21 protein-coding genes and 1 tRNA gene are annotated in these 21095 nt (G+C 55.3%); 14 read left to right on the top strand and 8 right to left on the bottom strand.

Going from position 1 to position 21095, the window contains the following annotated elements:
• Positions 1–30 precede the first annotated feature (30 nt).
• Positions 31–609 (top strand): chorismate mutase, encoded by a 579-nt coding sequence (locus ACZRJQ_RS13780; protein WP_463978888.1) that lies wholly within the window; start codon positions 31–33, stop codon positions 607–609.
• Positions 610–643: 34 nt separating this feature from the next.
• Positions 644–1297 carry a hypothetical protein gene (locus tag ACZRJQ_RS13775; RefSeq protein WP_463978887.1) on the top strand — a complete coding sequence of 218 codons (654 nt, stop codon included), beginning with the start codon at positions 644–646 and terminating at the stop codon, positions 1295–1297.
• Between the two features lie 80 nt (positions 1298–1377).
• Here the strand turns inward: ACZRJQ_RS13775 and ACZRJQ_RS13770 are convergent, their stop codons facing one another.
• On the bottom strand, positions 1378–1707 hold the full coding sequence (locus tag ACZRJQ_RS13770) for a hypothetical protein (protein ID WP_463978886.1): 330 nt from the start codon (positions 1705–1707) through the stop codon (positions 1378–1380).
• Positions 1708–2325: 618 nt separating this feature from the next.
• Here ACZRJQ_RS13770 and selD point away from each other — a divergent pair.
• The 7 genes from selD to ACZRJQ_RS13735 all read left to right on the top strand — a co-directional run bounded on the left by selD (position 2326) and on the right by ACZRJQ_RS13735 (position 10198).
• Complete coding sequence (gene selD / locus ACZRJQ_RS13765; protein ID WP_463978885.1) at positions 2326–3360, top strand: selenide, water dikinase SelD; 1035 nt, start codon at positions 2326–2328, stop codon at positions 3358–3360.
• Complete coding sequence (gene mnmH / locus ACZRJQ_RS13760) at positions 3360–4454, top strand: tRNA 2-selenouridine(34) synthase MnmH (RefSeq protein WP_463978899.1); 1095 nt, start codon at positions 3360–3362, stop codon at positions 4452–4454. The genes selD and mnmH overlap by 1 nt, the downstream gene beginning before the upstream one ends.
• A gap of 165 nt (positions 4455–4619) precedes the next feature.
• Positions 4620–6284: an AMP-binding protein gene (locus ACZRJQ_RS13755; RefSeq protein WP_463978884.1), complete on the top strand. Its 1665-nt coding sequence runs from the start codon at positions 4620–4622 to the stop codon at positions 6282–6284.
• Between the two features lie 16 nt (positions 6285–6300).
• The gene (locus ACZRJQ_RS13750) at positions 6301–7068 is read left to right on the top strand and encodes an SDR family NAD(P)-dependent oxidoreductase (RefSeq protein ID WP_463978883.1); all 768 of its coding nucleotides are present in this window, start codon (positions 6301–6303) and stop codon (positions 7066–7068) included.
• Between the two features lie 10 nt (positions 7069–7078).
• Positions 7079–8272, top strand: a complete 1194-nt coding sequence (locus ACZRJQ_RS13745) for an acetyl-CoA C-acyltransferase (RefSeq protein WP_463978882.1) — start codon at positions 7079–7081, stop codon at positions 8270–8272.
• A gap of 8 nt (positions 8273–8280) precedes the next feature.
• Positions 8281–9408: an acyl-CoA dehydrogenase gene (locus ACZRJQ_RS13740; protein WP_463978881.1), complete on the top strand. Its 1128-nt coding sequence runs from the start codon at positions 8281–8283 to the stop codon at positions 9406–9408.
• A 16-nt stretch (positions 9409–9424) separates the two neighbouring features.
• Positions 9425–10198 (top strand): enoyl-CoA hydratase, encoded by a 774-nt coding sequence (locus tag ACZRJQ_RS13735; RefSeq protein ID WP_463978880.1) that lies wholly within the window; start codon positions 9425–9427, stop codon positions 10196–10198.
• 75 nt (positions 10199–10273) lie between these two features.
• Here ACZRJQ_RS13735 and ACZRJQ_RS13730 read toward each other — a convergent pair whose 3' ends face one another.
• From ACZRJQ_RS13730 to ACZRJQ_RS13700, 7 genes are all read right to left on the bottom strand, one after another.
• Positions 10274–11425, bottom strand: coding sequence for an acyl-CoA dehydrogenase family protein (locus ACZRJQ_RS13730; RefSeq protein ID WP_463978879.1), 1152 nt, complete (start codon positions 11423–11425; stop codon positions 10274–10276).
• Between the two features lie 3 nt (positions 11426–11428).
• Positions 11429–12535, bottom strand: a complete 1107-nt coding sequence (locus tag ACZRJQ_RS13725) for an enoyl-CoA hydratase/isomerase family protein (protein WP_463978878.1) — start codon at positions 12533–12535, stop codon at positions 11429–11431.
• Positions 12536–12684: 149 nt separating this feature from the next.
• A complete protein-coding gene (locus ACZRJQ_RS13720; RefSeq protein WP_463978877.1) occupies positions 12685–13455 on the bottom strand; it encodes a 3-hydroxybutyrate dehydrogenase in 771 nt (256 codons plus the stop codon).
• Between the two features lie 121 nt (positions 13456–13576).
• Positions 13577–13858 carry a peptidylprolyl isomerase gene (locus ACZRJQ_RS13715; protein WP_008150918.1) on the bottom strand — a complete coding sequence of 94 codons (282 nt, stop codon included), beginning with the start codon at positions 13856–13858 and terminating at the stop codon, positions 13577–13579.
• Between the two features lie 103 nt (positions 13859–13961).
• The gene (locus ACZRJQ_RS13710) at positions 13962–14843 is read right to left on the bottom strand and encodes an alpha/beta fold hydrolase (RefSeq protein WP_463978876.1); all 882 of its coding nucleotides are present in this window, start codon (positions 14841–14843) and stop codon (positions 13962–13964) included.
• Positions 14844–15117: 274 nt separating this feature from the next.
• The gene (locus ACZRJQ_RS13705; protein WP_463978875.1) at positions 15118–16203 is read right to left on the bottom strand and encodes a 3-deoxy-7-phosphoheptulonate synthase; all 1086 of its coding nucleotides are present in this window, start codon (positions 16201–16203) and stop codon (positions 15118–15120) included.
• Positions 16204–16886: 683 nt separating this feature from the next.
• Complete coding sequence (locus ACZRJQ_RS13700) at positions 16887–17129, bottom strand: DNA-binding protein (protein WP_463978874.1); 243 nt, start codon at positions 17127–17129, stop codon at positions 16887–16889.
• A gap of 81 nt (positions 17130–17210) precedes the next feature.
• Between ACZRJQ_RS13700 and ACZRJQ_RS13695 the strand changes: the two genes are divergently transcribed.
• The 5 genes from ACZRJQ_RS13695 (at position 17211) to ACZRJQ_RS13675 (ending at position 20927) form a co-directional block, all read left to right on the top strand.
• Complete coding sequence (locus ACZRJQ_RS13695) at positions 17211–17576, top strand: helix-turn-helix domain-containing protein (RefSeq protein ID WP_463978898.1); 366 nt, start codon at positions 17211–17213, stop codon at positions 17574–17576.
• Positions 17577–17730: 154 nt separating this feature from the next.
• On the top strand, positions 17731–18369 hold the full coding sequence (gene gacA / locus ACZRJQ_RS13690) for a response regulator transcription factor GacA (RefSeq protein ID WP_047273603.1): 639 nt from the start codon (positions 17731–17733) through the stop codon (positions 18367–18369).
• A gap of 2 nt (positions 18370–18371) precedes the next feature.
• Positions 18372–20195: an excinuclease ABC subunit UvrC gene (gene uvrC / locus ACZRJQ_RS13685; protein ID WP_463978873.1), complete on the top strand. Its 1824-nt coding sequence runs from the start codon at positions 18372–18374 to the stop codon at positions 20193–20195.
• A 32-nt stretch (positions 20196–20227) separates the two neighbouring features.
• Positions 20228–20785: a CDP-diacylglycerol--glycerol-3-phosphate 3-phosphatidyltransferase gene (gene pgsA, locus ACZRJQ_RS13680; protein WP_463978872.1), complete on the top strand. Its 558-nt coding sequence runs from the start codon at positions 20228–20230 to the stop codon at positions 20783–20785.
• A gap of 66 nt (positions 20786–20851) precedes the next feature.
• Positions 20852–20927 (top strand) — tRNA-Gly (locus tag ACZRJQ_RS13675).
• Positions 20928–21095 lie beyond the last annotated feature (168 nt).

Genomic DNA, 21095 nt, shown 5'->3' with positions numbered 1-21095 from the left:
TAGGGCGAATTCTAAAAACAACGAGGTGATATGCGAATTCTTATAGTGGTACTGGCCCTGATGGTCACTACGGGCTGTCGCTCCCAAATAGGGCCAAGTGATGGCAATGTGTTTGTGCCCCTGGCACGCAGCATGGCGGACAGACTCAAAACAGCGGAGCAGGTTGCCCTGAGCAAATGGGACTCGGGCAAAGCGGTTTATGACGCCCAGCGTGAAGCTCAGGTGCTTTCAAACGTGGCTGACATGGCGCTTGGCCAGGGGGTAGCGCCTGAGGACGCAACTCGTATTTTTGGAGATCAAATGGAGGCCAATAAGGCGGTTCAATATGGGCTGCTCAATAGCTGGCGTCGTCAGGGTGATGCTCCCGATGTGCCACGTCAGAGTCTTTCTGGCATCATCCGGCCCGAGCTGGATAGGTTGCAGATGGCCATCTTGCAAAATCTGCATGGCATCCACTCCCAGCGCTCAATGGATAACTGCCCAGTAAACCTTGCCAGGGCAGTGGGATATGTCGCTAAACAGGAGGGGTTTGATGCACAGCACTTGTCAGCACTGGATCGTGCGGTGGCGAGTGTTTGTGTGAGTCGATCACCCGCTGTAACCCAGTGAGCATGCCTGCAATGCGGGCCTACAGGAAGTTAAATTGTCTAAAACACTGCTTAAGTCTTCACCTGAAAACCGGCTGAACGCGATTATTGAAGCGTTGGTCGATGCAAGCAATCGGGCGATTGAACATAGCGACAGCCCTTTGAGCCGGATGCCTGAGTACTTTATGGCTGTCCATGTTGCCAATCACTTCGCTCAGTCATTTAGCAATTTTGGTTATAGGCTCGAAGCTTCTGTCAAACAGACGCTGGCTGAGGCGGGGGTTGAGGAGAGTGAAATCAATGACCTCCTTGATACCCCGGAGCTACGGGGAAATGGCCGGTTTGATCTAGTGCTGCGAACGGGCCGCAGAGGTGTCCCGGCGCATGTGCTGGAATTCAAAAGAGGGTCTCGCAGCGCCCATCTGCTCAAGGATCTCATCCGACTGGAGCATCTCAGCAAAACAGTGAGTGACGGCTCTCGGTTGGAAACCAACTATTTGGTGTTCACGACCAAAAAAACAGAGGCTCGGCTATTGGCGATGTTAAGTGAGCAGGAAGCCGAGCGTAAGAAGACCAACCCTAGGGCGCGCGGAAAGGTGACCTATACACTCAAAAAGTATCAAGAGATTGCGCACTGGACAAAAGATGATGCCAAGCGTGTGCCTAAGCACATGGCTGTTGCTGTGTTTGAAGTGCGCTACAAAAAGTGAGCTTCAACCTGAGTCGATTCAGCGTGTAATAAAACAGCCCCGGAGAATATCCGGGGCTGTTTTAATTGGGCGAGGGGTTATCAGCTGTAGCTGTTAACTTTGACCAGGGCCGGCTCGGTTTGCGCCTTTTCCCATGTCAGGGTCAGTGTTTGTAGCACTTGCGACATAAAGTCTTTATCGGCGGCGGCTTTTTTGCCCACGTAACCTTGGCCGCGGCGGTACATCTTGAGATGGGCTCGCATGTCTGGGCGATCCTTCTCGAATTCAGTTTCTTCTTTGCAGGCAGTGACAGGCTCGATGCGAACATCGCCTGCATCGCTGATCCACAGAATGTGGTCGTTCAGCGTGTCTTTCTGGGCGGCGAACAGTCGAGCCAGCTCGTTAACAGTCGGTTGATTATTCAGGTTCATAGCTAACTCCTTGACCACTCGTTGATCTGTCTAATTGATTCGCGCAACTGCTGATGCAGCGCTACGTATGTCCATCTAAAGCAGATCTGGCCTTGAGTTCGTCATATGTAGTAGTGAAATTAAACACTACAACAAACAGCGTTAAGCGAGGGCGAGCAACGTGAACCAGGATGCCTGAGTGACATGACACATCAACCACAAGCCTCTTGAAGACGTTTCGCTAGCACCTCACGCCCTAACTGCGGACGATCAAGCCAGGTCAGCTTCATCAATTCTGCCTTGTGGGCAGTACCTATCCCGGAACAGCCCGACAGCTCGTCGAGCATGCTTGCAACAACCCTTTCCAGCGCTTCCGGTGGGGAAGACGTCTGCATCATGCAAGGGGAAAAAGGCGTCGTCAATACATATGTAGTGATTATTTTGATCCACTACATGTGTGACTCGTGAGTCGCTTTTTAGCATGCCGGTCATCACCAAAAACGGCGCCAAGCCCCTACAGCTGCTTAGGCCTGTTCAGTTGTGCGTAAGGGTAGTTGCGGCCCAATCTGTAGGACAAATACATGGCGGCAGTGTTGCTCTGCTAGTATCTGGCACTTTGAAATTGACTAAGAGAGCCCCATGAGCGAGCCGATTCGCCTGACCCAGTACAGCCACGGAGCGGGATGCGGTTGCAAAATTTCGCCCCAGGTACTGGAAGTGATCCTTGCCGGCAGCGGTGCGCAGAACCTGGACCCTAAGTTGTGGGTGGGCAACGCCTCACGTGACGACGCTGCAGTCTATGCACTGGACGACGAGCGTGGCGTGGTTTCAACCACCGACTTCTTTATGCCTATCGTTGATGACCCGTACGATTTCGGTCGCATTGCCGCGACCAATGCCATCAGTGATATCTACGCTATGGGCGGCGATCCGTTGATGGCCATTGCGATTTTAGGTTGGCCTGTGCATTTGCTAGCGCCAGAAGTTGCCCGCGAAGTGATCCGTGGTGGCCGTGCAGTGTGCGATGAGGCGGGAATTCCACTGGCCGGTGGCCACTCGATTGATACCCCAGAGCCTATTTTTGGGCTGGCTGTCACAGGTGTGGTCAATAAGCGCCAGATGAAACGTAATGACACCGCCACAGTTGGGTGCTTGCTGTACCTGACCAAGCCCCTGGGTATTGGCATCCTCACCACGGCTGAGAAGAAGGGCAAACTGCGTGCCGAAGACGTCGGCGTAGCGCGGGACTGGATGTGTACGTTGAACAAGGTGGGCAGCCAATTTGCCAAATTGGATGGCATCAAAGCCATGACAGACGTGACGGGTTTTGGCCTGCTTGGGCATTTGGTGGAAATGGCTGACGGCAGTGGTCTGACGGCGCAGATCCAATACGCCAAGGTTCCACGCCTTGAATCGGTTGAGTACTACCTGGAGCAAGGTTGTGTTCCTGGCGGCACGCTGCGTAATTTTGACAGCTATGCCAGTAAGCTTTCGCCTGTTCAAGAGCTGCACAAGCGCGTGCTGTGTGACCCGCAAACCAGTGGCGGTTTGCTGGTTGCGGTTAGCCCCCAAGGCAACGCTGAGTTTTTGGCAATGGCCGCTGACAATGGTTTGGCCCTTGAGCCAATTGGCCAGTTGGTAGAGCGACAGACGTACGCGGTTGAGGTTTCATGATGGCTCATGACATTACCGACTTCCGCGACCTGTTTCTCAATGACCGACCCATGATGGACACCCGCGCGCCGATTGAATTTCACAAGGGGGCTTTTCCGGGTGTCGTTAACCTGCCCCTGATGACTGACTCTGAACGTGAGCGGGTCGGCACTTGTTACAAGCAGCAAGGTCAGCAAGCGGCCGTATTGCTGGGGCACCAATTGGTGTCGGGGCAGGTCAAGGCTGAGCGTCTTCAAGCTTGGGCGGACTTTGCTCAGGCTCACCCTGATGGGTGTTTGTATTGCTTTCGTGGCGGCATGCGCTCGCAAATAGTTCAGCAGTGGCTCAAGCAGGATGCCGGGATTGATTACCCGCGCATCACTGGCGGCTACAAGGCGTTGCGCAGCTTCTTGATTCAAACGGTTGACGATGCCGTGGTGCAGTGTGATTTGACTGTGCTCGGTGGCATGACCGGCACAGGCAAAACTGATGTGTTGGTGCAACTGGACAACGCGCTGGACCTTGAAGGGCATGCCAATCATCGAGGCTCGAGCTTCGGCAAGCGAGCCACTGGCCAGCCGACCAACATCGATTTTGAAAACCGTTTGGCTATCGACGTGTTAAAGAAACGCGCCAAGGGCCATCAACGTTTTGTCCTTGAAGATGAAAGCCGTACGGTGGGCAGTTGCGCCTTGCCGCTGCCCTTCTACCAACGCATGCAGGACGCGCCGATGGTCTGGCTTGAAGACAGCCTGCAAAGCCGTGTTGAACGCATCTTGCGCGACTATGTGGTGCAGTTGTGTGCCGAGTTCAGCGACAAAAACGGTGAGCACGGCTTTACGCTGTTTTCGCAACGCTTGCTGCAAAGTCTGGCCAATATCCAGCGGCGTCTGGGCGGGGAGCGTTATCAGCGTTTGCAGGCGGTAATGCAAGCGGCGTTGCAAGAGCAAGCGAGCTGCGGGTCGGTGGATTTGCATCGGGTGTGGATCGAGGCGTTACTGCGCGAATATTACGACCCGATGTACGCCTTCCAGCGCGAGAAAAAAGCCGGTCGTATTGCATTTGCCGGCGATCAGGCTGCAGTGCTGGAGTATTTGCGCCAGCAAGTGAACTAACCGACAGCGATCAACCAGTCGGCGCGTGGATGGCGCGTCGATCATTGGCCAAAGCAGTCAACCAGCTTGAGCGGTTTGACCATTGTTGCAGAGCCCTCGCGGGGCGATTATCAGCAGGATTTTCGACGGTTCCCATCCTAACAAAAAGACCGAGGGATTCTGCTGATGCGCGACTATCTGAACGCAATGACCGGCTTTGACTACCAACGTACCGTGACAGGTGCGTTGGACGGCCATTTGGCGGCACTTAATGCCTGTGTTGAGTGTTGTGACCGGCATGCTATGCCCGGTCGCATCGCACTGTTTTGGGAGGGGCGTGACGCCAGCAGCGCGACGTATACGTTTACCCAGTTGCAAGCGCAGGCCGCATGCTTTGCCAACTTCTTGCTGGCCCAAGGTGTCAAGCGCGGTGACAAGATTGCGGGCCTTTTGCCACGTAATGTCGAATTATTAATTGTTGCTTTTGCCGCTTGGCGAATTGGCGCGATCTATCAGCCGCTGTTTACGGCGTTCGGCCCCAAAGCGATCGAGCACCGCCTCAACAGTTCGGGGGCGACGCTGGTGGTCACCGACGCCGCCAACCGGCCCAAACTTAACGAAGTCAATGACTGCCCAAGTATCGTCACGGTGGCGGGGGCCAAAGGGCAGGGGCTGGTTCGCGGCGATTTCAGTTTTTGGGCTGAGCTGGATAATTACTCCGCTGTGTGCGAGCCAGTGATGCTGACAGGTGAAGACCCGTTTTTGCTGATGTTCACTTCAGGCACCACGGGCCCGGCCAAACCTTTGCTGGTGCCGCTTAAGGCCATTGTGGCGTTCCAGAGTTACACCCGCGACGCGGTAGACCTGCGCCCCCAAGATTCATTCTGGAACCTGGCCGATCCCGGTTGGGCTTATGGGATCTACTTCGGGATCACCGGGCCGCTCTCGATGGGGCATCCCATCACCTTTTACGATGGCCCGTTCACGGTAGAAAGCACTTGCCGAGTCATCAATAAATACGGCATCACCAACCTCACAGGATCCCCTACGGCCTATCGAATGCTGATTGCTGCGGGTGAAGCGTTTTCGGACAAGGTCAAGGGCCAGCTTCGGGCTGTCAGCAGTGCAGGCGAGCCGTTGAACCCGGAGGTCATTCGCTGGTTTGCTGAGCAGCTCAACGTCACCATTCACGACCATTACGGGCAAACCGAGGTGGGAATGGTGCTGTGCAATCACCACGGCCTTGAACACCCCGTGCATATGGGGGCTGCCGGTTTTGCGTCGCCGGGGCACCGGATTGTGGTGCTGGATGACAATTACCAAGAGTTACCCGTCGGGCAGCCCGGCATTTTGGCCGTCGACCGCAGCCAATCACCCATGTGCTGGTTTGGCGGCTATCACGGGTTTAAAACCAAAGCCTTTGTGGGTAATTACTACTTGAGTGGCGACACCGTTGAGCTGAACCCCGATGGCAGCATCAGTTTCGTTGGGCGTAGCGATGACGTGATCACCACCTCTGGTTATCGCGTCGGCCCGTTTGACGTGGAAAGTGCTTTGATCGAACACCCGGCCGTGGTTGAAGCCGCAGTGGTCGGCAAACCAGACCCTGAACGCACTGAGCTGGTCAAAGCCTTTGTTGTGCTGAGCCCGCAGTATCTAGGCGATGCGCAATTGGCAGAAACCTTGCGCCTGCATGTGCGCCAGCGTTTGGCGGCGCACGCATACCCCCGTGAAATTGAATTTGTCAGCGAGTTGCCGAAAACCCCAAGCGGCAAGTTGCAGCGTTTTATTTTGCGCAATCAAGAAATCGCCAAGGCTGAACTGGCCGCCACGACCCAGGTCACGGCGTAAACCCAAGGACTTAATGATGCAGATCGAAAACAAGGTTTTTATCGTGACTGGCGGTGCTTCGGGCCTGGGAGCTGCGACAGCTGACATGTTGATCAAGGCGGGCGCCAAGGTGATGCTGGTGGACTTGAATGCCGAGGCGGTAGCGGCTCAGGCATCAGCGCTGGGCAGCCAGGCAAGCAGTTTTGTGGCCGACATCAGTCAGGCGGATGCAGCTCAAGGGGCGGTTGACGCCACGGTTGAGGCGTTCGGTGGCGTCAATGGTTTGGTCAATTGCGCGGGCATTGTGCGCGGCGAAAAAATCCTCGGTAAAAACGGGCCGCATGGGCTGGACAGTTTCAGCCAGGTGATCAATGTCAATCTCATCGGTAGCTTCAACATGCTGCGCTTGAGTGCCGTGGCCATTGCGCAAAGCAGCGCGGACGCTGACGGCGAGCGCGGCGTGATCATCAATACCGCCTCGGTGGCGGCCTTTGATGGCCAAATCGGGCAGGCGGCTTATGCCGCGTCCAAAGGTGCAATCGCCAGCCTGACTTTGCCCGCAGCGCGCGAACTGGCGCGCTTCGGTATCCGGGTGATGACCATTGCGCCGGGTATTTTCGAAACGCCAATGATGGCAGGTATGACCCCAGAAGTGCGTGACTCCTTAGCTGCCGGGGTGCCGTTTCCGCCGCGCTTGGGCAAGCCCGCTGAGTACGCGTTGCTGGTGCGGCACATCATTGAAAACAGCATGCTCAATGGCGAGGTGATCCGCCTCGACGGTGCCTTGCGCATGGCCGCCAAATAAGAGGTATGACATGAGCAAGGTTCAAGATCCGGTCGTGATTGTGAGTGTGGCGCGGACCCCTATGGGCGGGTTTCAGGGCGATTTTAAAGGCCTGACCGCGCCGCAATTGGGCGCTGAGGCCATTCGTGCTGCAGTCGAACGTGCAGGTATTTCACCCCTGGGCGTGCAAGAGGTGCTGTTTGGCTGCGTGCTCTCAGCGGGGCTGGGCCAAGCACCTGCGCGCCAAGCTGCTTTGGGTGCCGGGCTGGACAAGTCCACCCGTTGTACAACGCTTAACAAAATGTGTGGCTCTGGCATGGAAGCGACGATTCTGGCCCATGATCGCCTCTTGGCTGGCAGTGCCGAAGTGGTCGTGGCAGGCGGGATGGAAAGCATGTCCAATGCCCCTTATTTGCTGGACCGCGCACGCACGGGGTATCGCATGGGGCATGGTCGTGTGCTGGATCACATGTTTCTCGACGGACTTGAAGATGCGTACGATCGTGGGCGCTTGATGGGCACTTTCGCTGAAGATTGCGCTCAGGCTCACGGTTTTAGCCGCGAAGCGCAGGACGCTTTTGCAGTGGCATCGCTGACCCGCGCCCAACAGGCAATCACAGACGGCAGTTTCAGCGCCGAGATAGTCCCGGTGCAGATCACAGTCGGCAAAGAGCTGCGTGTTGTCAGTCATGACGAGCAGCCGCCCAAAGCCAATCTGGCGAAAATACCGACGCTCAAACCTGCTTTCCGTGAGGGGGGCACCGTTACCGCCGCCAACTCTAGCTCTATTTCTGACGGAGCGGCAGCGCTGGTGTTGATGCGCCAGTCTGAGGCGCAAAAGCGTGGCCTCACACCCTTGGCGGTGATTCATGGGCACGCGGCATTTGCCGATGAGCCGGGGTTATTCCCCACCGCCCCAGTGGGTGCAATTAAACAGTTGATGAGCAAGACTGGCTGGGACTTGGGCGAGGTTGATTTATTTGAAATCAACGAGGCTTTTGCGGTGGTCAGCCTGGTAACCATGAGTGAGCTGAACATCCCCCACAGCAAGGTCAACATCTACGGCGGCGCCTGTGCGCTCGGCCATCCGATTGGCGCTTCTGGCGCACGTATTCTGGTGACGCTACTTTCGGCGTTGCGCCAAAACCACTTGAAACATGGCGTTGCGGCTATTTGCATCGGCGGCGGCGAAGCCACGGCCATTGCCGTGGAGTGCCTGTACTAAGGAAATTTATGCTTCCCACATCCGAACAATTACAGATTCGCGAAGCGGCCCAGCAGTTTGCCCAAGAGCGTTTGAAGCCGTTTGCTGCTGAGTGGGACAAGCAACATCGCTTCCCCCGCGAGGCTATCAACGAGATGGCTGCGTTGGGTTTTTTTGGCATGTTGGTGCCTGAGCAGTGGGGCGGTTGCGACACGGGCTATCAAGCCTATGCCATGGCTCTGGAAGAGATCGCCGCAGGTGATGGCGCGTGCTCAACCATCATGAGCGTGCACAATTCGGTGGGTTGTGTGCCGATTTTGAAGTACGGCACCGAACAGCAAAAACGTGAGTTTCTTACCCCGCTGGCCAGCGGTGCGATGCTCGGTGCATTCGCGTTGACTGAGCCGCAAGCGGGCTCTGATGCCAGCGATCTGAAAACCCGTGCGCGCCGCGAAGGTGATTTTTACGTGCTCAACGGTTGCAAACAGTTCATCACTTCTGGGCAAAGCGCTGGGGTGGTGATCGTGTTTGCAGTCACTGACCCCGCGGCGGGCAAGCGGGGAATTAGTGCGTTTATCGTGCCGACCGATTCGCCGGGCTACAGCGTCGCGCGGGTTGAGGACAAGTTGGGTCAGCACGCCTCAGACACCTGTCAGATTCTGTTCACGGATCTGAAAATTCCGGTGGCCAATCGTCTGGGCGAAGAAGGACAGGGCTACAAAATTGCGCTGGGTAACCTCGAAGGCGGGCGTATCGGGATTGCCTCTCAGGCCGTAGGCATGGCCCGCGCAGCGTATGAAGCGGCACGCGATTATGCTCGCGAGCGCGTCACCTTTGGCCAGGCACTGATCGAGCATCAAGCCGTTGCCTTCCGCTTGGCCGATATGTCGACCGAAATCGCCGTCGCGCGGCAAATGGTTCGTTACGCAGCCGCTTTGCGTGACAGCGGGCAATCGGCGTTGGTTGAGGCATCGCAAGCCAAGTTGTTTGCCTCGGAAATGGCTGAGCGTGTGTGTTCCAAAGCGTTGCAAACCTTGGGCGGTTATGGCTATTTGAGCGACTTCCCGCTGGAGCGGATTTACCGTGATGTGCGGGTGTGCCAGATCTACGAAGGCACCAGTGATATTCAGCGCATGGTCATCTCGCGAAATCTTTGAATTGAGGGCGTTATCAATGAGCTACGAAACCATTTTGTTGGACATTCATGGCCGTGTTGGCTTGATTACTTTGAACCGGCCGCAGGCTTTGAACGCCCTGAATGCGCAGTTGGTAAACGAAGTGAATCAGGCGCTGGATGCGCTGGAAGCCAATAACGAGATCGGTTGTATTGTGATCACCGGCTCGAAAAAGGCCTTTGCTGCTGGCGCCGATATTAAGGAAATGGCAGAGCTGACTTACCCGAAAATCTACATTGATGACCTGTTTTCAGACAGCGACCGCGTGGCGGGCCGTCGCAAGCCGGTTATTGCTGCGGTAGCGGGTTTTGCCTTGGGCGGTGGTTGTGAACTGGCGATGATGTGCGACTTCATTCTGGCGGGTGACAACGCCAAGTTTGGTCAGCCGGAAATCAATCTTGGTGTGCTGCCGGGCATGGGCGGCACGCAGCGCCTGACCCGTGCGGTGGGCAAAGCCAAAGCAATGGAGATGTGCTTGAGTGGGCGTTTGATCGACGCCGTTGAAGCTGAGCGTTCAGGGTTGGTGTCGCGAGTGGTGCCAGTGGATGAACTGCTAGAAGAAGCGCTTAAAGTGGCCGCCTTGATTGCCAAAAAATCGTTGCCCGTGCTGATGCTGACCAAGGAATGCGTTAACCGGGCATTTGAGGTCAATTTGACCGAAGGCGTGCGGTTTGAGCGCCGCGTGTTCCACTCACTGTTTGCCACTCACGATCAGAAAGAAGGCATGGCCGCCTTTGTAGGCAAGCGTGAAGCAGAGTTTAAAAACCAGTAACGCTAAACCGCTGTAGCGAGCTTGTTCGCGATGCTTTGAGTTCATCGCGATCAAGCCTGCTCCTGACTTGGGTGTTTAGATCAGGTAGTTTTTCAGCTCGCGGGCAATCACCATGCGCTGAATCTCGCTTGATCCTTCATAGATCTGGGTGATTCGGGCGTCGCGGTAGTAACGCTCCACCGGATAATCCTCCAGATAGCCGTAACCCCCATGAATCTGAATGGCTTTAGAACACACAAATTCAGCTATTTCTGACGCGAATAGCTTGGCTTGTGACGCCTCTGACAAGCACGGCTTGCCCGCGCTACGCAGACGGGCGGCATGCAGAATCAGCAACCTGGCAGCGTTGAGGCGGGTTTGCATGTCAGCCAGCATGTTGGCCACGCTTTGGTGCTCAATGATGGCCTTGTCAAATTGCACCCGGTCACGGGCATAAGTCAGCGCGGCTTCGAAGGCTGCGCGAGCGATCCCCAGCGCCTGCGCTGCGATGCCAATGCGTCCGCCTTCAAGGTTGGAGAGGGCGATCGCTAACCCTTTGCCACGCTCGCCTAACAAGTTGGCCTCAGGCACTGTGCAATTGCTCAGCGTGACAGCACAGGTGTCTGAAGCGCGAATGCCCATTTTGTGTTCAGTGCGATCAACGATGAAGCCGGGCGTGTCAGTCGGCACCAAAAATGCGGAGAGCCCCTTTTTGCCCAGCTCAGGGTCTGTCACAGCAAACACAATGGCCAATTTGGCGCGCTTGCCGTTGCTGACAAACTGCTTGGCGCCGTTGATCACCCATTGGCCATCGCGCAGTTCTGCCCGCGTGCGCAGGTTGTGCGCTTCAGAGCCCGCGTGGGGTTCGGTAAGGCAAAAGCAGCCGATGCTCTGGCCGCTGGCCAGCTCGGCCAACCACGTTTGTTTTTGCGCCTCACTGCCATATTTGAGAATGGGGCCGCAGCCGACCGAGTTGTGAATGCTCATCAGCGCGCCTGTCGCGCCGTCACCTGCGGATATCTCTTCTACCGCCAGGGCATAGGCGACGTAGTCCACGTAAGTACCGCCCCACTCCTCAGGCACGATCATGCCCAGCAGTCCTAACTCGCCCATTTTCGATACCAAGGCATCATCAATCCAGCCAGCCTTCTCCCATGCTTGAGCGTGGGGGGCGACTTCGCCTCGGGCAAAATCGCGGGCCATGTCGCGGATCATCACTTGCTCTTCAGTCAGTTCGAGGTCGTGCATGACTTAAACCTCGCTCGATGTGAAGTCAGTGAAGAAGCTGGCGATATGCTCGTCATCCAGCTGAGCCAAGGTCGGTGGGTTCCAGTGCGGGGTTTTGTCTTTGTCGATGATGAGTGCGCGCACGCCCTCAATCAAATCGCCACGGTCAAACCACTGGCGGTCTAGATGCAACTCAAGCTTGAAGCAGTCTTCGAGCTTGAGCTCACGCCCACGGCGAAGCATTTGAAGCGTGACGGCCATCGCCAGCGGCGAACGGGTTTGCAGCACGTTGGCCGTACTGTGGGCCCACTCGCGCGTGTCAGGAGCGGTCACGGCGCGCAGGTGGGCAACGATGGCAGGTACGTTGTTGTGCGAGAACGCCTCGTCAATCAAGGGGCGCAATTTAGCCAGCGGCGCATCGGGCAGGGTCTCTACGGCGAGAGTGCTCAGCAGCGATTTGAGGTCTTCAAGAGGGGTGTGCTGCCATTTCAAGGTGTCGAGGCGTTGGTCCAGCTCAGCGAGCTTGTCGCTTTCGGTGTACCAATCTGCCAGGCCGCAATACAGCGCGTCACTGGCACTTATCTGTACGCCGCTGACGCCCAGATAAGTACCCACTTGCCCGGGTGTTCGGGTCAAAAAGTAGCTGCCGCCGACGTCCGGAAAATAACCAATTGCCACTTCTGGCATCGCCAAGCGGCTGCGTTCTGTGACCACGCGTAAATCCGCACCTTGGGCAAGGCCCATGCCTCCACCCAGTACGTAACCATCCATCAGGGCCAGCACCGGCTTGGCGTAGTGATGCAGGGTCAGGTCGAGCGCGTATTCCTCTTCGAAGAAGAGGGTGTGCAGGGTGTCTTGGCGTTTGTAGCTGTCGTAAAGCGAGCGAATATCGCCACCGGCACAGAAGGCCTTTTCGCCTGCGCCGCGCAATACCACAGCCTTGATGTTTGCGTCTGTGGCCCACGCATCGAGCTGAGCTTGAAGGCTGCGAACCATCTCAAGGTCAATAGCGTTGAGGCCGCTTGGTCGGTTTAGGGTCAGGTGGCCAATATGGTTGCGCACTTGGGCCAGCACTGTGCTGTGAGTCGACTCGACATCCTGTGTCGGTGAGGCTGAAACCTGAGCAGTCATCACTAACTCCCTGCTTCTGATTATTTTTAGAAGGTGTTCGCGGGCGAACTGATGGCCGATGCTAACAGTGCAAATTTGCCTAATACAACCCTGATAAGTGCAGGGTTGGTGTGCATTTTTGCTTGCTTACTGTGCAGCAACAGGCTGCGTTATTGCGCCAACCAACCGCCATCGACATTCCACGCTGCACCACGTACCTGGCTGCCGGCTTCGCTGCACAAAAACAACACCAGTTCACCCAGCTGCGGCGGGGTGACGAACTCAAGTGAGGGCTGTTTTTCGGCAAGAAGGTCATGCTGAGCTTGATAAGGGTCGATCCCTTGATTGATGCGTTGGTCGATTTGCTTTTGAACCAGCGGGGTTAACACCCAGCCAGGGCAGATGGCATTGCATGTGATGTTGCTGGTGGCGGTTTCGAGGCCAACCACTTTGGTCAGGCCAATGACCCCATGCTTGGCTGCCACATAAGCCGCTTTGCCGACCGAACCAACCAGCCCATGCACTGAGGCCACATTCACAATTCTGCCCCAGCCGCGTTTGCGCATGCCCGGTAACGCCAAGCGGGTGCTGTGAAAGACCGAGGACAGGTTGATTGCAATGATCGAGTCCCAGCGCTCGACAGGGAACTCTTCGACGCTGGCCACGTGTTGAATTCCGGCATTGTTGACCAGAATGTCGATGCCGCCGAACTCACTCTCGGCATAGCGGATCATGTCTGCGATTTGCTCGGGGTCGCTGACATCGGCCGTGTGATGCCCCACCTTGACGCCCAACTGTCCCATCTCGGCAACGATTTTGCTGGCATCGCCAAAGCCGTTGAGTATCAAGTTGGCCCCCGCCTTGGCAAGACATTGGGCGATGCCCAAGCCAATGCCGCTGGTGGAACCAGTAACCAAGGCAGTTTTACCTTTCAGGCTCATGATCAATTCCTCAGATGAAACACGATGGGTTCGTGGGTGAGGAAACGTAACACGGGTTTTATGATTGCGGATACGAAACGGCCCACCAAAAGGTGGGCCGTTTTCACACAGCGCTTGGAGGTTAGTCCTGACGGCTAGTGACTTCCAGCAGGTGGTAACCGAACTGGGTTTTTACCGGGCCTTGCACCACATTGATCGGTGCGCTGAAGACGACGGTGTCGAATTCTTTAACCATTTGGCCAGGACCGAAAGAGCCCAAGTCACCGCCTTGACGGCTGGATGGGCAAGTGGAGTTGGCCTTTGCAACTTCAGCGAAGTCGGCGCCGCCTTCAATTTGTGCTTTCAGTTCGTTGCACTTGGCTTCGCTGGCTACGAGGATGTGACGAGCAGTGGCTTTAGCCATGAGGGAGTACTCCTTTCAAGAAAGTGGTGAGCCTACCGGATTCAGTGCTTTTTTTCTTGGCAAAGTTCCCATGGCCGTTTTCAGTGCGCGTCAGTTGCAAGGGTTACAGGCCGTTCTTTTTTAAGCGTTGCGCATGGTCTACATACAACTTAACGGGATCGACGGATTTGCGTGTCACGCCTCCCAGATGGTTGATGGTGTCTACGTGGTCCATTGCGTAGTCCGACTGGATCACTGTGCCCAAATGAGAGCTGAAGCGGCCAACCAGACCGTCATTGGCATTGGCTTCAAGGGTGAAAAAACTGCTAAGCCCCCGGCAGGCGCTGTGCAGCGGGTCAAACATGTTTGAAGATTCCGAGAACAACGAATCTTTGATGATGCCGCTCCAAGAGTAATAGAACACGCCATTGACTTGCTCGGCTCCGGCGCCCCCCCATGTAGTTGGCAAGCCTTGGGGGTATTTGGCATTGAAAGCCGCCACGCCTTCAGTGGTCAGTGCATTGAGCGCTTCTATGGAGTGCTGGGGTAGTTCGGGTTTGCCACTGATGAGGGAGAGGAAGGTGCCAAATGCAGTGCTCAGGGCGGCGGCCACGGTTTCGGGCAGTTTGCCGGGCGTAAGCGCCATGCGTAGGCGGTCGGCCAGTTCAGAGCCGTGATTGGGGCCGCTGACTGAGGTGACGGAGGCGATCAGTTCGGGTTCGAGGGCCGCGGCGTAGCGGGCGGTCAATGCGCCTTGGCTGTGACCGATCAAGTTGATCCGTTTGGCGCCGGTTTGCTTGATCACTTGATGTACATACTCAAGTAGCTGTTCGCCACGGGCTTCATTGCTGTTGGCCGCAGAGACGGAGGCAATGAACACTTTGGCGCCTGCTTTTTCTAATGCTTCTTCGATGCCATGAAAATAGCTGAAAGGGCCAATCCGGTCGAAACCAAAGAGCCCGTGAACCAATACGATCGGATATTGCGTGCGTGCTAAGTCAGTCATGTCGATTCTCTTGTAGGTGTTTTTCAACTCATAAAAACACCTTAGCCGACGATTTAGCGTGTAAGGGCGAGGTTACTAAGTGTGTAAGAGGAGGGTGATAGGTGTGCAGAGTCACCAGAGATGGCTTCCAGGAAAATTCAATCCATCAAGGTTTATGTAGGAACTAATGTTTTGTATGTTTTCTGGCTGTTTGAGTCGGCTTTTCTTATACGAGTTAGCGACTTTGCGCCGCCGCAGATAGGAGCTGTGGCGGCGCGTGGGTAGCACAAACTGATTAGTTGAAGGCAGTTACTAAGCGCCGCTGCCCTTGCATTTGTTTAGCCGCTGAACGCAGTAGCTGCTCGGTCGCATCCCACCCCAGGCAGCCATCAGTGACTGAAACTCCGTAACGCATCGTTGAACTCAGGGGCTGGCATCCTTCAAAAAGATGACTTTCCAGCATCATCCCAATCAGTGAGCGGTCGCCTTCAAGGCGCTGAGCGAGGGTCTCATTAAAAACATCAGGCTGGCGCAGCGGGTTTTTACCGCTATTGGCATGACTGCAATCCACCATTAAGCGGGCAGCAATGGCGTTTTTTGTAAGGTCTGCGCGGGCCTGCGCCACGCTTACTCGATCGTAATTCGGGCCGCTGTGGCCGCCGCGCAGTACCAAGTGAGTATCAGGGTTGCCTGGGGTTGTGATAGTGGCAGGGTGCCCTTGGCTATCGACCCCGAAGTGGCGATGGCTATGGGCTGCTGAACGCATGGCATCGCACGCAATCGCCACGCCGCCGTCTGTTCCGTTTTTGAATCCGACAGGTAGATCAAGGCCACTGGCCAGCTCTCGATGTATTTGCGATTCAGTTGTGCGGGCGCCAATAGCAACCCAGCCAAGCAGGTCATCGAAGTAGCCAGCCGCCATCGGCTGCAGTAACTCGGTTGCAATCGGCAGGCCCATGCGCAGCATTTCGAGCATGAGCTCGCGTGACAGGGTTAAGCCATGAGCCATGTCATCGCTGCCATCCAAATGTGGATCGTAGGCCAGGCCTTTCCAGCCAATGGTGGTGCGGGGCTTTTCGATGTACGCCCGCATGACCAGCAATAGGTCATCGCTTAGTTCATTAGAGAGAGCGGCCAGATTGCTCGCGTATTCAAGTGCTGATTGTGGGTCATGAATAGAGCAGGGGCCGACGACGATCAGCAAACGGGAGTCTTCACCGTTAAGGATGGCGCGAATGGCTTGGCGCTGCCGGTTCACTTGTTCGCCAAGCGCGGCGCTGAGTGGCAATTGCTGTTTGAGGTCTGAGGCGCTGGGGAGGCGCTGGGTCAGTACGGTACTGGTGTGAGCGGTTTTCGGCAAAGCAGAAACGGATGCGTTCATGGTGTGTGCTTCCTGGGCAGGCGGCGGGTCTCCCGCGCGCTCAGCCCTACTGGGGTGTTCGACAATTAGCCAGACTGGCTGTGAGTGCATGCGTGCCACCAATGTGGGTCCGTTCGGAGGCGGCAGACTGTCCCGAGCGGCGGCTGATAAATCGCCATGCAGTGCAAAGGTCGAAGCAGTAATAAGTGGCGTAGTTCATGGGGTAATTCCTCAATTCAATAAAATAGGGGGCTTAAAAAAACAAAACCCCCGGTCGGGAGGCCGACCGGGGGTGAGAATTCTCTGGTAGGCGACCCTTAAAAAGTGGGCGCCGTGTGGGTATCAGGCGCGCCAGTGGCTAAACCAATACCCAAAATAAAATCGTGCAGACGAAAGCGTGTTGGTCGCGCGCGCAGCATTAACCGGGCGCTGGGCGCCGATGGTCTTGCTAAGTGTTGTACGTGCGTGATGCAACATGAGTTATCTCCGCTGAATGCTCCGGAGCTTACTAGAGGCGAGCTGCAGGATTCAATCAGTAATTTGCACTGAGTTGACCAATAAGACTATTGGAGGGGGGCTAGCTTCTTAAAAGCGACTGTTTGCCCTTGCAAAAGATGTATGCCCGTGCTGAAAAAAGCGCGTAACCATATTTAATAGTGCGTTCGCAAGACTAAATCATGTCACTGCGCTAATTAAGCGCATACTCAGGACAGTTCATCACTTGCGTCTTCGCTTGGCTGATGAGTTGGCGAAGGGATGATCCCGTCTTTCATGCCCAAAAGAACCGCTACCTTGTGGGCTTCTCCACGTTTTCCCTTTTTACGCCCAGCGAGCACTTGATAGGTGGTTGCCGGATCGACGCCATGCTCTCGAGCGAACTCTTGAACGGATTTTCCTTGGTGTTCCAGCCATGCCTTGGCTTGTGCGGCAGTACGAATTCCGGTCATAGTTCAAAACCGTTCAAAGTTGTTTAATATTTTTTGATTATACCATCCTCGCGGGTGTTTAAAATGGGATCTTACATCCAAATGAGTGGAATTGGTTCGCGGTTGAGGCAAGAGAGAGAGCGGCTGGGCTTGTCGCAGAAAGCTTTTGGTGAAATCGGTGGCGTCGAAGCGAATGCCCAAGGCAAATATGAAAATGGTGATCGCGCACCCAAAGCAGATTATTTGTCGCGTGTGGCTGCACGTGGCGTAGACGTTCTGTATGTGTTGACGGGTACTCCAACGCCGACATTAACGGACAACCTCAGCCAAATTGAAGAAAAAGTGTTGGTCAGTTATCGAGTCCTTCATAAGGAGGATCAGGACGCGATCCGTCGTCTGACGATAACGCTGGCTGAACTTTCAGCCGCTCAGGCCCTGAAAGGGCGGCCGGGGCCGAGTGACGTTTGAATTGATGACACGATAGCCTGATTGAACGTTTTAGATGTTTTGCGGATTTTCAGGCTATTGATAGTTGTTATATGACGCATGTGAGTAGGTCAGCTCAATAGTTTTTTGCTAAGGTGTCCGGCAACCTACTAAGACCAATTCGCGAGGTATCGGCTTGATTCGGGTTCTAGTGGTCGATGACCACGATCTTGTTCGCACAGGCATCACACGGATGCTGGCTGATATCGACGGCCTGCAAGTGGTTGGTCAAGCCGAGTCAGGCGAAGAGTCATTGATCAAGGCTCGGGAGCTGAAGCCCGATGTCGTGCTGATGGATGTCAAAATGCCGGGCATTGGTGGCTTGGAAGCTACGCGCAAAATGATGCGTAGCCATCCCGATATCAAAGTGGTCGCCGTGACTGTCTGTGAAGAAGACCCTTTTCCCACGCGCCTTCTTCAGGCAGGTGCAGCTGGGTATATGACCAAGGGCGCCGGGTTGGCCGAGATGGTTCAGGCCATACGTCTTGTTTTTGCAGGGCAGCGCTATATCAGCCCACAGGTTGCCCAGCAGTTGGCGCTTAAGTCTTTCCAGCCTGCCAGCGACTCACCCTTTGACGCGCTCTCTGAGCGAGAAATTCAGATTGCATTGATGATCGTGGGCTGCCAAAAGGTGCAGGTCATCTCCGATAAGCTGTGCTTGTCGCCTAAAACAGTGAATACCTACCGCTATCGAATTTTCGAAAAGCTCTCGGTCAAAAGTGATGTTGAACTGGCATTGTTGGCGGTTCGCCACGGCATGGTTGATGCTGGCTAACGATGACTGACGTGTTTGATGCAAGTGCGTTTTTGTCGACCTGCAGCGGCCGACCTGGTGTGTATCGCATGTTCGATTGTGATGCACGGCTGCTTTACGTGGGTAAGGCCAAGAACCTGAAAAAGCGTTTGGCCAGTTACTTTCGTAAAACCGGTCTGGCGCCTAAAACCGCTGCTTTGGTTGGTCGCATTGCCCAGATCGAAACCACGATAACCGCTAACGAAACTGAAGCGTTGCTGCTGGAGCAAACGCTGATCAAAGAATGGCGGCCGCCCTATAACATCCTGTTACGCGACGACAAGTCCTACCCTTATGTGTTTCTGTCAGATGGCGAGTTCCCTCGGCTGAGTATTCATCGGGGGGCCAAGAAGCAAAAAGGTAAATACTTCGGGCCTTACCCCAGTGCCGGGGCTATTCGCGAAAGTCTGAGCCTTTTGCAGAAAACCTTTTTGGTTCGTCAATGCGAAGACAGCTACTTTAAAAACCGGACCCGGCCCTGCCTGCAATATCAAATCAAACGCTGTAAAGCGCCTTGTGTTGGGCTGGTAGATGCGCAGGAGTACGCTCAGGATGTGCGCCATTCTGTGATGTTCCTTGAGGGGCGCAGCAGTGCGCTAACTGACGAGCTGAACCACGAGATGGAGCAAGCCGCTAGCACTCTGGACTTTGAGCATGCCGCGCAAGTGCGCGATCAGATCTCGTTGCTGCGCAGGGTTCAGGACCAGCAAAGCATGGAAGGCGGCACGGGCGATGTCGATGTGATTGCAGCTTTTGTGAACCCAGGTGGCGCCTGTGTGCATTTGATCAATGTGCGCGGCGGTCGTGTGCTGGGGAGCAAAAACTTCTTCCCTCAAGTGGGTATTGAGGAAGACGTAGCCGAAGTAATGGCGGCGTTTCTTGGGCAGTACTACATCAGTAGCCCTGAGCGCGACTTGCCGAGCGAACTGATCGTCAACGTTGAGCACGAGAGCTTTGGAGCGATTATTGCCGCCATCGACGAGCTGCGTGGGCGAGAGATGTCAATCAGCTATCGCGTGCGAGGTACGCGTGCGCGTTGGCAGCAGCTCGCGGTTACCAATGCCGAGCAAGCGCTAAGCGCGCGCCTGGCTAATCGTCAGCATGTAGCTGCACGATTTGAAGCGTTGGCCAAAGTCTTGAAGCTCGACGAGATCCCGCAGCGCCTTGAGTGCTACGACATCAGTCACTCCAGTGGTGAGGCGACTGTTGCGTCGTGTGTGGTTTTTGGGCCTGAAGGGCCGATCAAGTCGGACTATCGGCGCTACAACATCGAAGGCGTTACCGCTGGCGATGACTATGCGGCCATGCACCAGGCGCTGATGCGCCGTTTTAGTCGGCTCAAAGAAGGTGAGGGCAAATTGCCTGATATTTTATTGGTCGACGGTGGCAAGGGGCAGCTCTCGATGGCCCGTGATGTGCTCAACGAACTGGCTGTCCCTGACCTGATTTTGCTGGGTGTGGCCAAAGGTGCGACCCGCAAGGCTGGCTTTGAAACGCTTTATTTGAATGATGCAGCCCATGAGTTCACGCTTAAAGGCGACTCTCCAGCCTTGCATTTGATTCAGCAAATCCGTGATGAGGCTCACCGTTTTGCAATTACCGGACACCGAGCGCGACGTGGTAAAACCCGCCGAACCTCAACCCTGGAAGGGATTGCAGGGGTCGGGCCGACACGTCGTCGTGACTTATTGAAACATTTTGGTGGATTACAGGAGCTGTCTCGTGCCAGCATCGAAGAGATCGCCAAAGCCCCGGGGATCAGTAAAAAGCTTGCTGAGTTGATTTATGCAAATCTGCACAGCGAGTAGAATGCCCCCTCACCTCGTAGCCAGTTGTGCAGATGAATATCCCTAATTTGATCACCGTACTCCGCGTTCTACTGATTCCTATCTTCATTCTGTTGTTCTATCTCCCTTATAGCTGGAGCTATGTGGCCTCCAGTTCGGTTTTTGCCTTTGCTGCTGCAACGGACTGGCTTGATGGCTATCTGGCTCGCAGGTTGGAGCAAAGCACGCCTTTTGGCGCGTTTCTAGACCCTGTTGCCGACAAGTTGATGGTGGCTGTGGCGTTAGTTTTGTTGGTGCAAGAGCACCATAACGTTTGGTTGACGCTGCCTGCGGCGGTGATCATTGGCCGCGAGATCGTTATCTCTGCCTTGCGCGAGTGGATGGCCGAGCTGGGTGCTCGAGCCCAAGTTGCTGTGTCGAACATGGGCAAATGGAAAACCGCAGCTCAGATGTTGGCGTTGGTGATTCTGCTGGCTAACCCCTCAGATTTCAGCTTCTGGGTATTGGTGGGGTATGCGTTACTGCTCATTGCTGCTGGGCTGACGCTATGGTCGATGCTTCAATATTTACGCGCAGCTTGGCCGCACCTTAAAACCACTTCAACGAAATAAATAAAACTTTTTGAATCAAGGGGTTGACGCATTCTTTGATTGCTATAGAATGCCCAACACCAAAAAGCGGGAATAGCTCAGTTGGTAGAGCACGACCTTGCCAAGGTCGGGGTCGCGAGTTCGAGTCTCGTTTCCCGCTCCAGATTTTTGATCTGCAGAGTTCCAAGGAATTCTGTAAGTCACTGAAAATAGACGCTTAGGCGTCTTTTTTCGTTCCGCCAACATCCACCGAAAGCCACGGACATCTGGACTAAATTAGTCCATTTGTGGGAAGCCTTCGAGATCGGATTGTTGCGCGAAGCCTGCGAGC

This window comes from Pseudomonas sp. E315, from assembly GCF_055406205.1.
This window is presented reverse-complemented; position numbering and strand designations above follow the sequence as displayed.

Bases quoted from the DNA above. Each gene is read 5' to 3' on its own strand.
- ACZRJQ_RS13715 (WP_008150918.1), bottom strand. From the start codon at position 13,858: ATGGCTAAAGCCACTGCTCGTCACATCCTCGTAGCCAGCGAAGCCAAG.
- ACZRJQ_RS13730 (WP_463978879.1), bottom strand. From the start codon at position 11,425: ATGCACGACCTCGAACTGACTGAAGAGCAAGTGATGATCCGCGACATG.
- ACZRJQ_RS13780 (WP_463978888.1), top strand. From the start codon at position 31: ATGCGAATTCTTATAGTGGTACTGGCCCTGATGGTCACTACGGGCTGT.
- ACZRJQ_RS13770 (WP_463978886.1), bottom strand. From the start codon at position 1,707: ATGAACCTGAATAATCAACCGACTGTTAACGAGCTGGCTCGACTGTTC.
- mnmH (WP_463978899.1), top strand. From the start codon at position 3,360: ATGGCTCATGACATTACCGACTTCCGCGACCTGTTTCTCAATGACCGA.
- ACZRJQ_RS13740 (WP_463978881.1), top strand. From the start codon at position 8,281: ATGCTTCCCACATCCGAACAATTACAGATTCGCGAAGCGGCCCAGCAG.
- ACZRJQ_RS13735 (WP_463978880.1), top strand. From the start codon at position 9,425: ATGAGCTACGAAACCATTTTGTTGGACATTCATGGCCGTGTTGGCTTG.
- ACZRJQ_RS13695 (WP_463978898.1), top strand. From the start codon at position 17,211: ATGAGTGGAATTGGTTCGCGGTTGAGGCAAGAGAGAGAGCGGCTGGGC.
- uvrC (WP_463978873.1), top strand. From the start codon at position 18,372: ATGACTGACGTGTTTGATGCAAGTGCGTTTTTGTCGACCTGCAGCGGC.
- ACZRJQ_RS13725 (WP_463978878.1), bottom strand. From the start codon at position 12,535: ATGACTGCTCAGGTTTCAGCCTCACCGACACAGGATGTCGAGTCGACT.
- ACZRJQ_RS13750 (WP_463978883.1), top strand. From the start codon at position 6,301: ATGCAGATCGAAAACAAGGTTTTTATCGTGACTGGCGGTGCTTCGGGC.
- ACZRJQ_RS13710 (WP_463978876.1), bottom strand. From the start codon at position 14,843: ATGACTGACTTAGCACGCACGCAATATCCGATCGTATTGGTTCACGGG.
- selD (WP_463978885.1), top strand. From the start codon at position 2,326: ATGAGCGAGCCGATTCGCCTGACCCAGTACAGCCACGGAGCGGGATGC.
- ACZRJQ_RS13745 (WP_463978882.1), top strand. From the start codon at position 7,079: ATGAGCAAGGTTCAAGATCCGGTCGTGATTGTGAGTGTGGCGCGGACC.
- ACZRJQ_RS13700 (WP_463978874.1), bottom strand. From the start codon at position 17,129: ATGACCGGAATTCGTACTGCCGCACAAGCCAAGGCATGGCTGGAACAC.
- ACZRJQ_RS13720 (WP_463978877.1), bottom strand. From the start codon at position 13,455: ATGAGCCTGAAAGGTAAAACTGCCTTGGTTACTGGTTCCACCAGCGGC.
- ACZRJQ_RS13755 (WP_463978884.1), top strand. From the start codon at position 4,620: ATGCGCGACTATCTGAACGCAATGACCGGCTTTGACTACCAACGTACC.
- pgsA (WP_463978872.1), top strand. From the start codon at position 20,228: ATGAATATCCCTAATTTGATCACCGTACTCCGCGTTCTACTGATTCCT.
- ACZRJQ_RS13705 (WP_463978875.1), bottom strand. From the start codon at position 16,203: ATGAACGCATCCGTTTCTGCTTTGCCGAAAACCGCTCACACCAGTACC.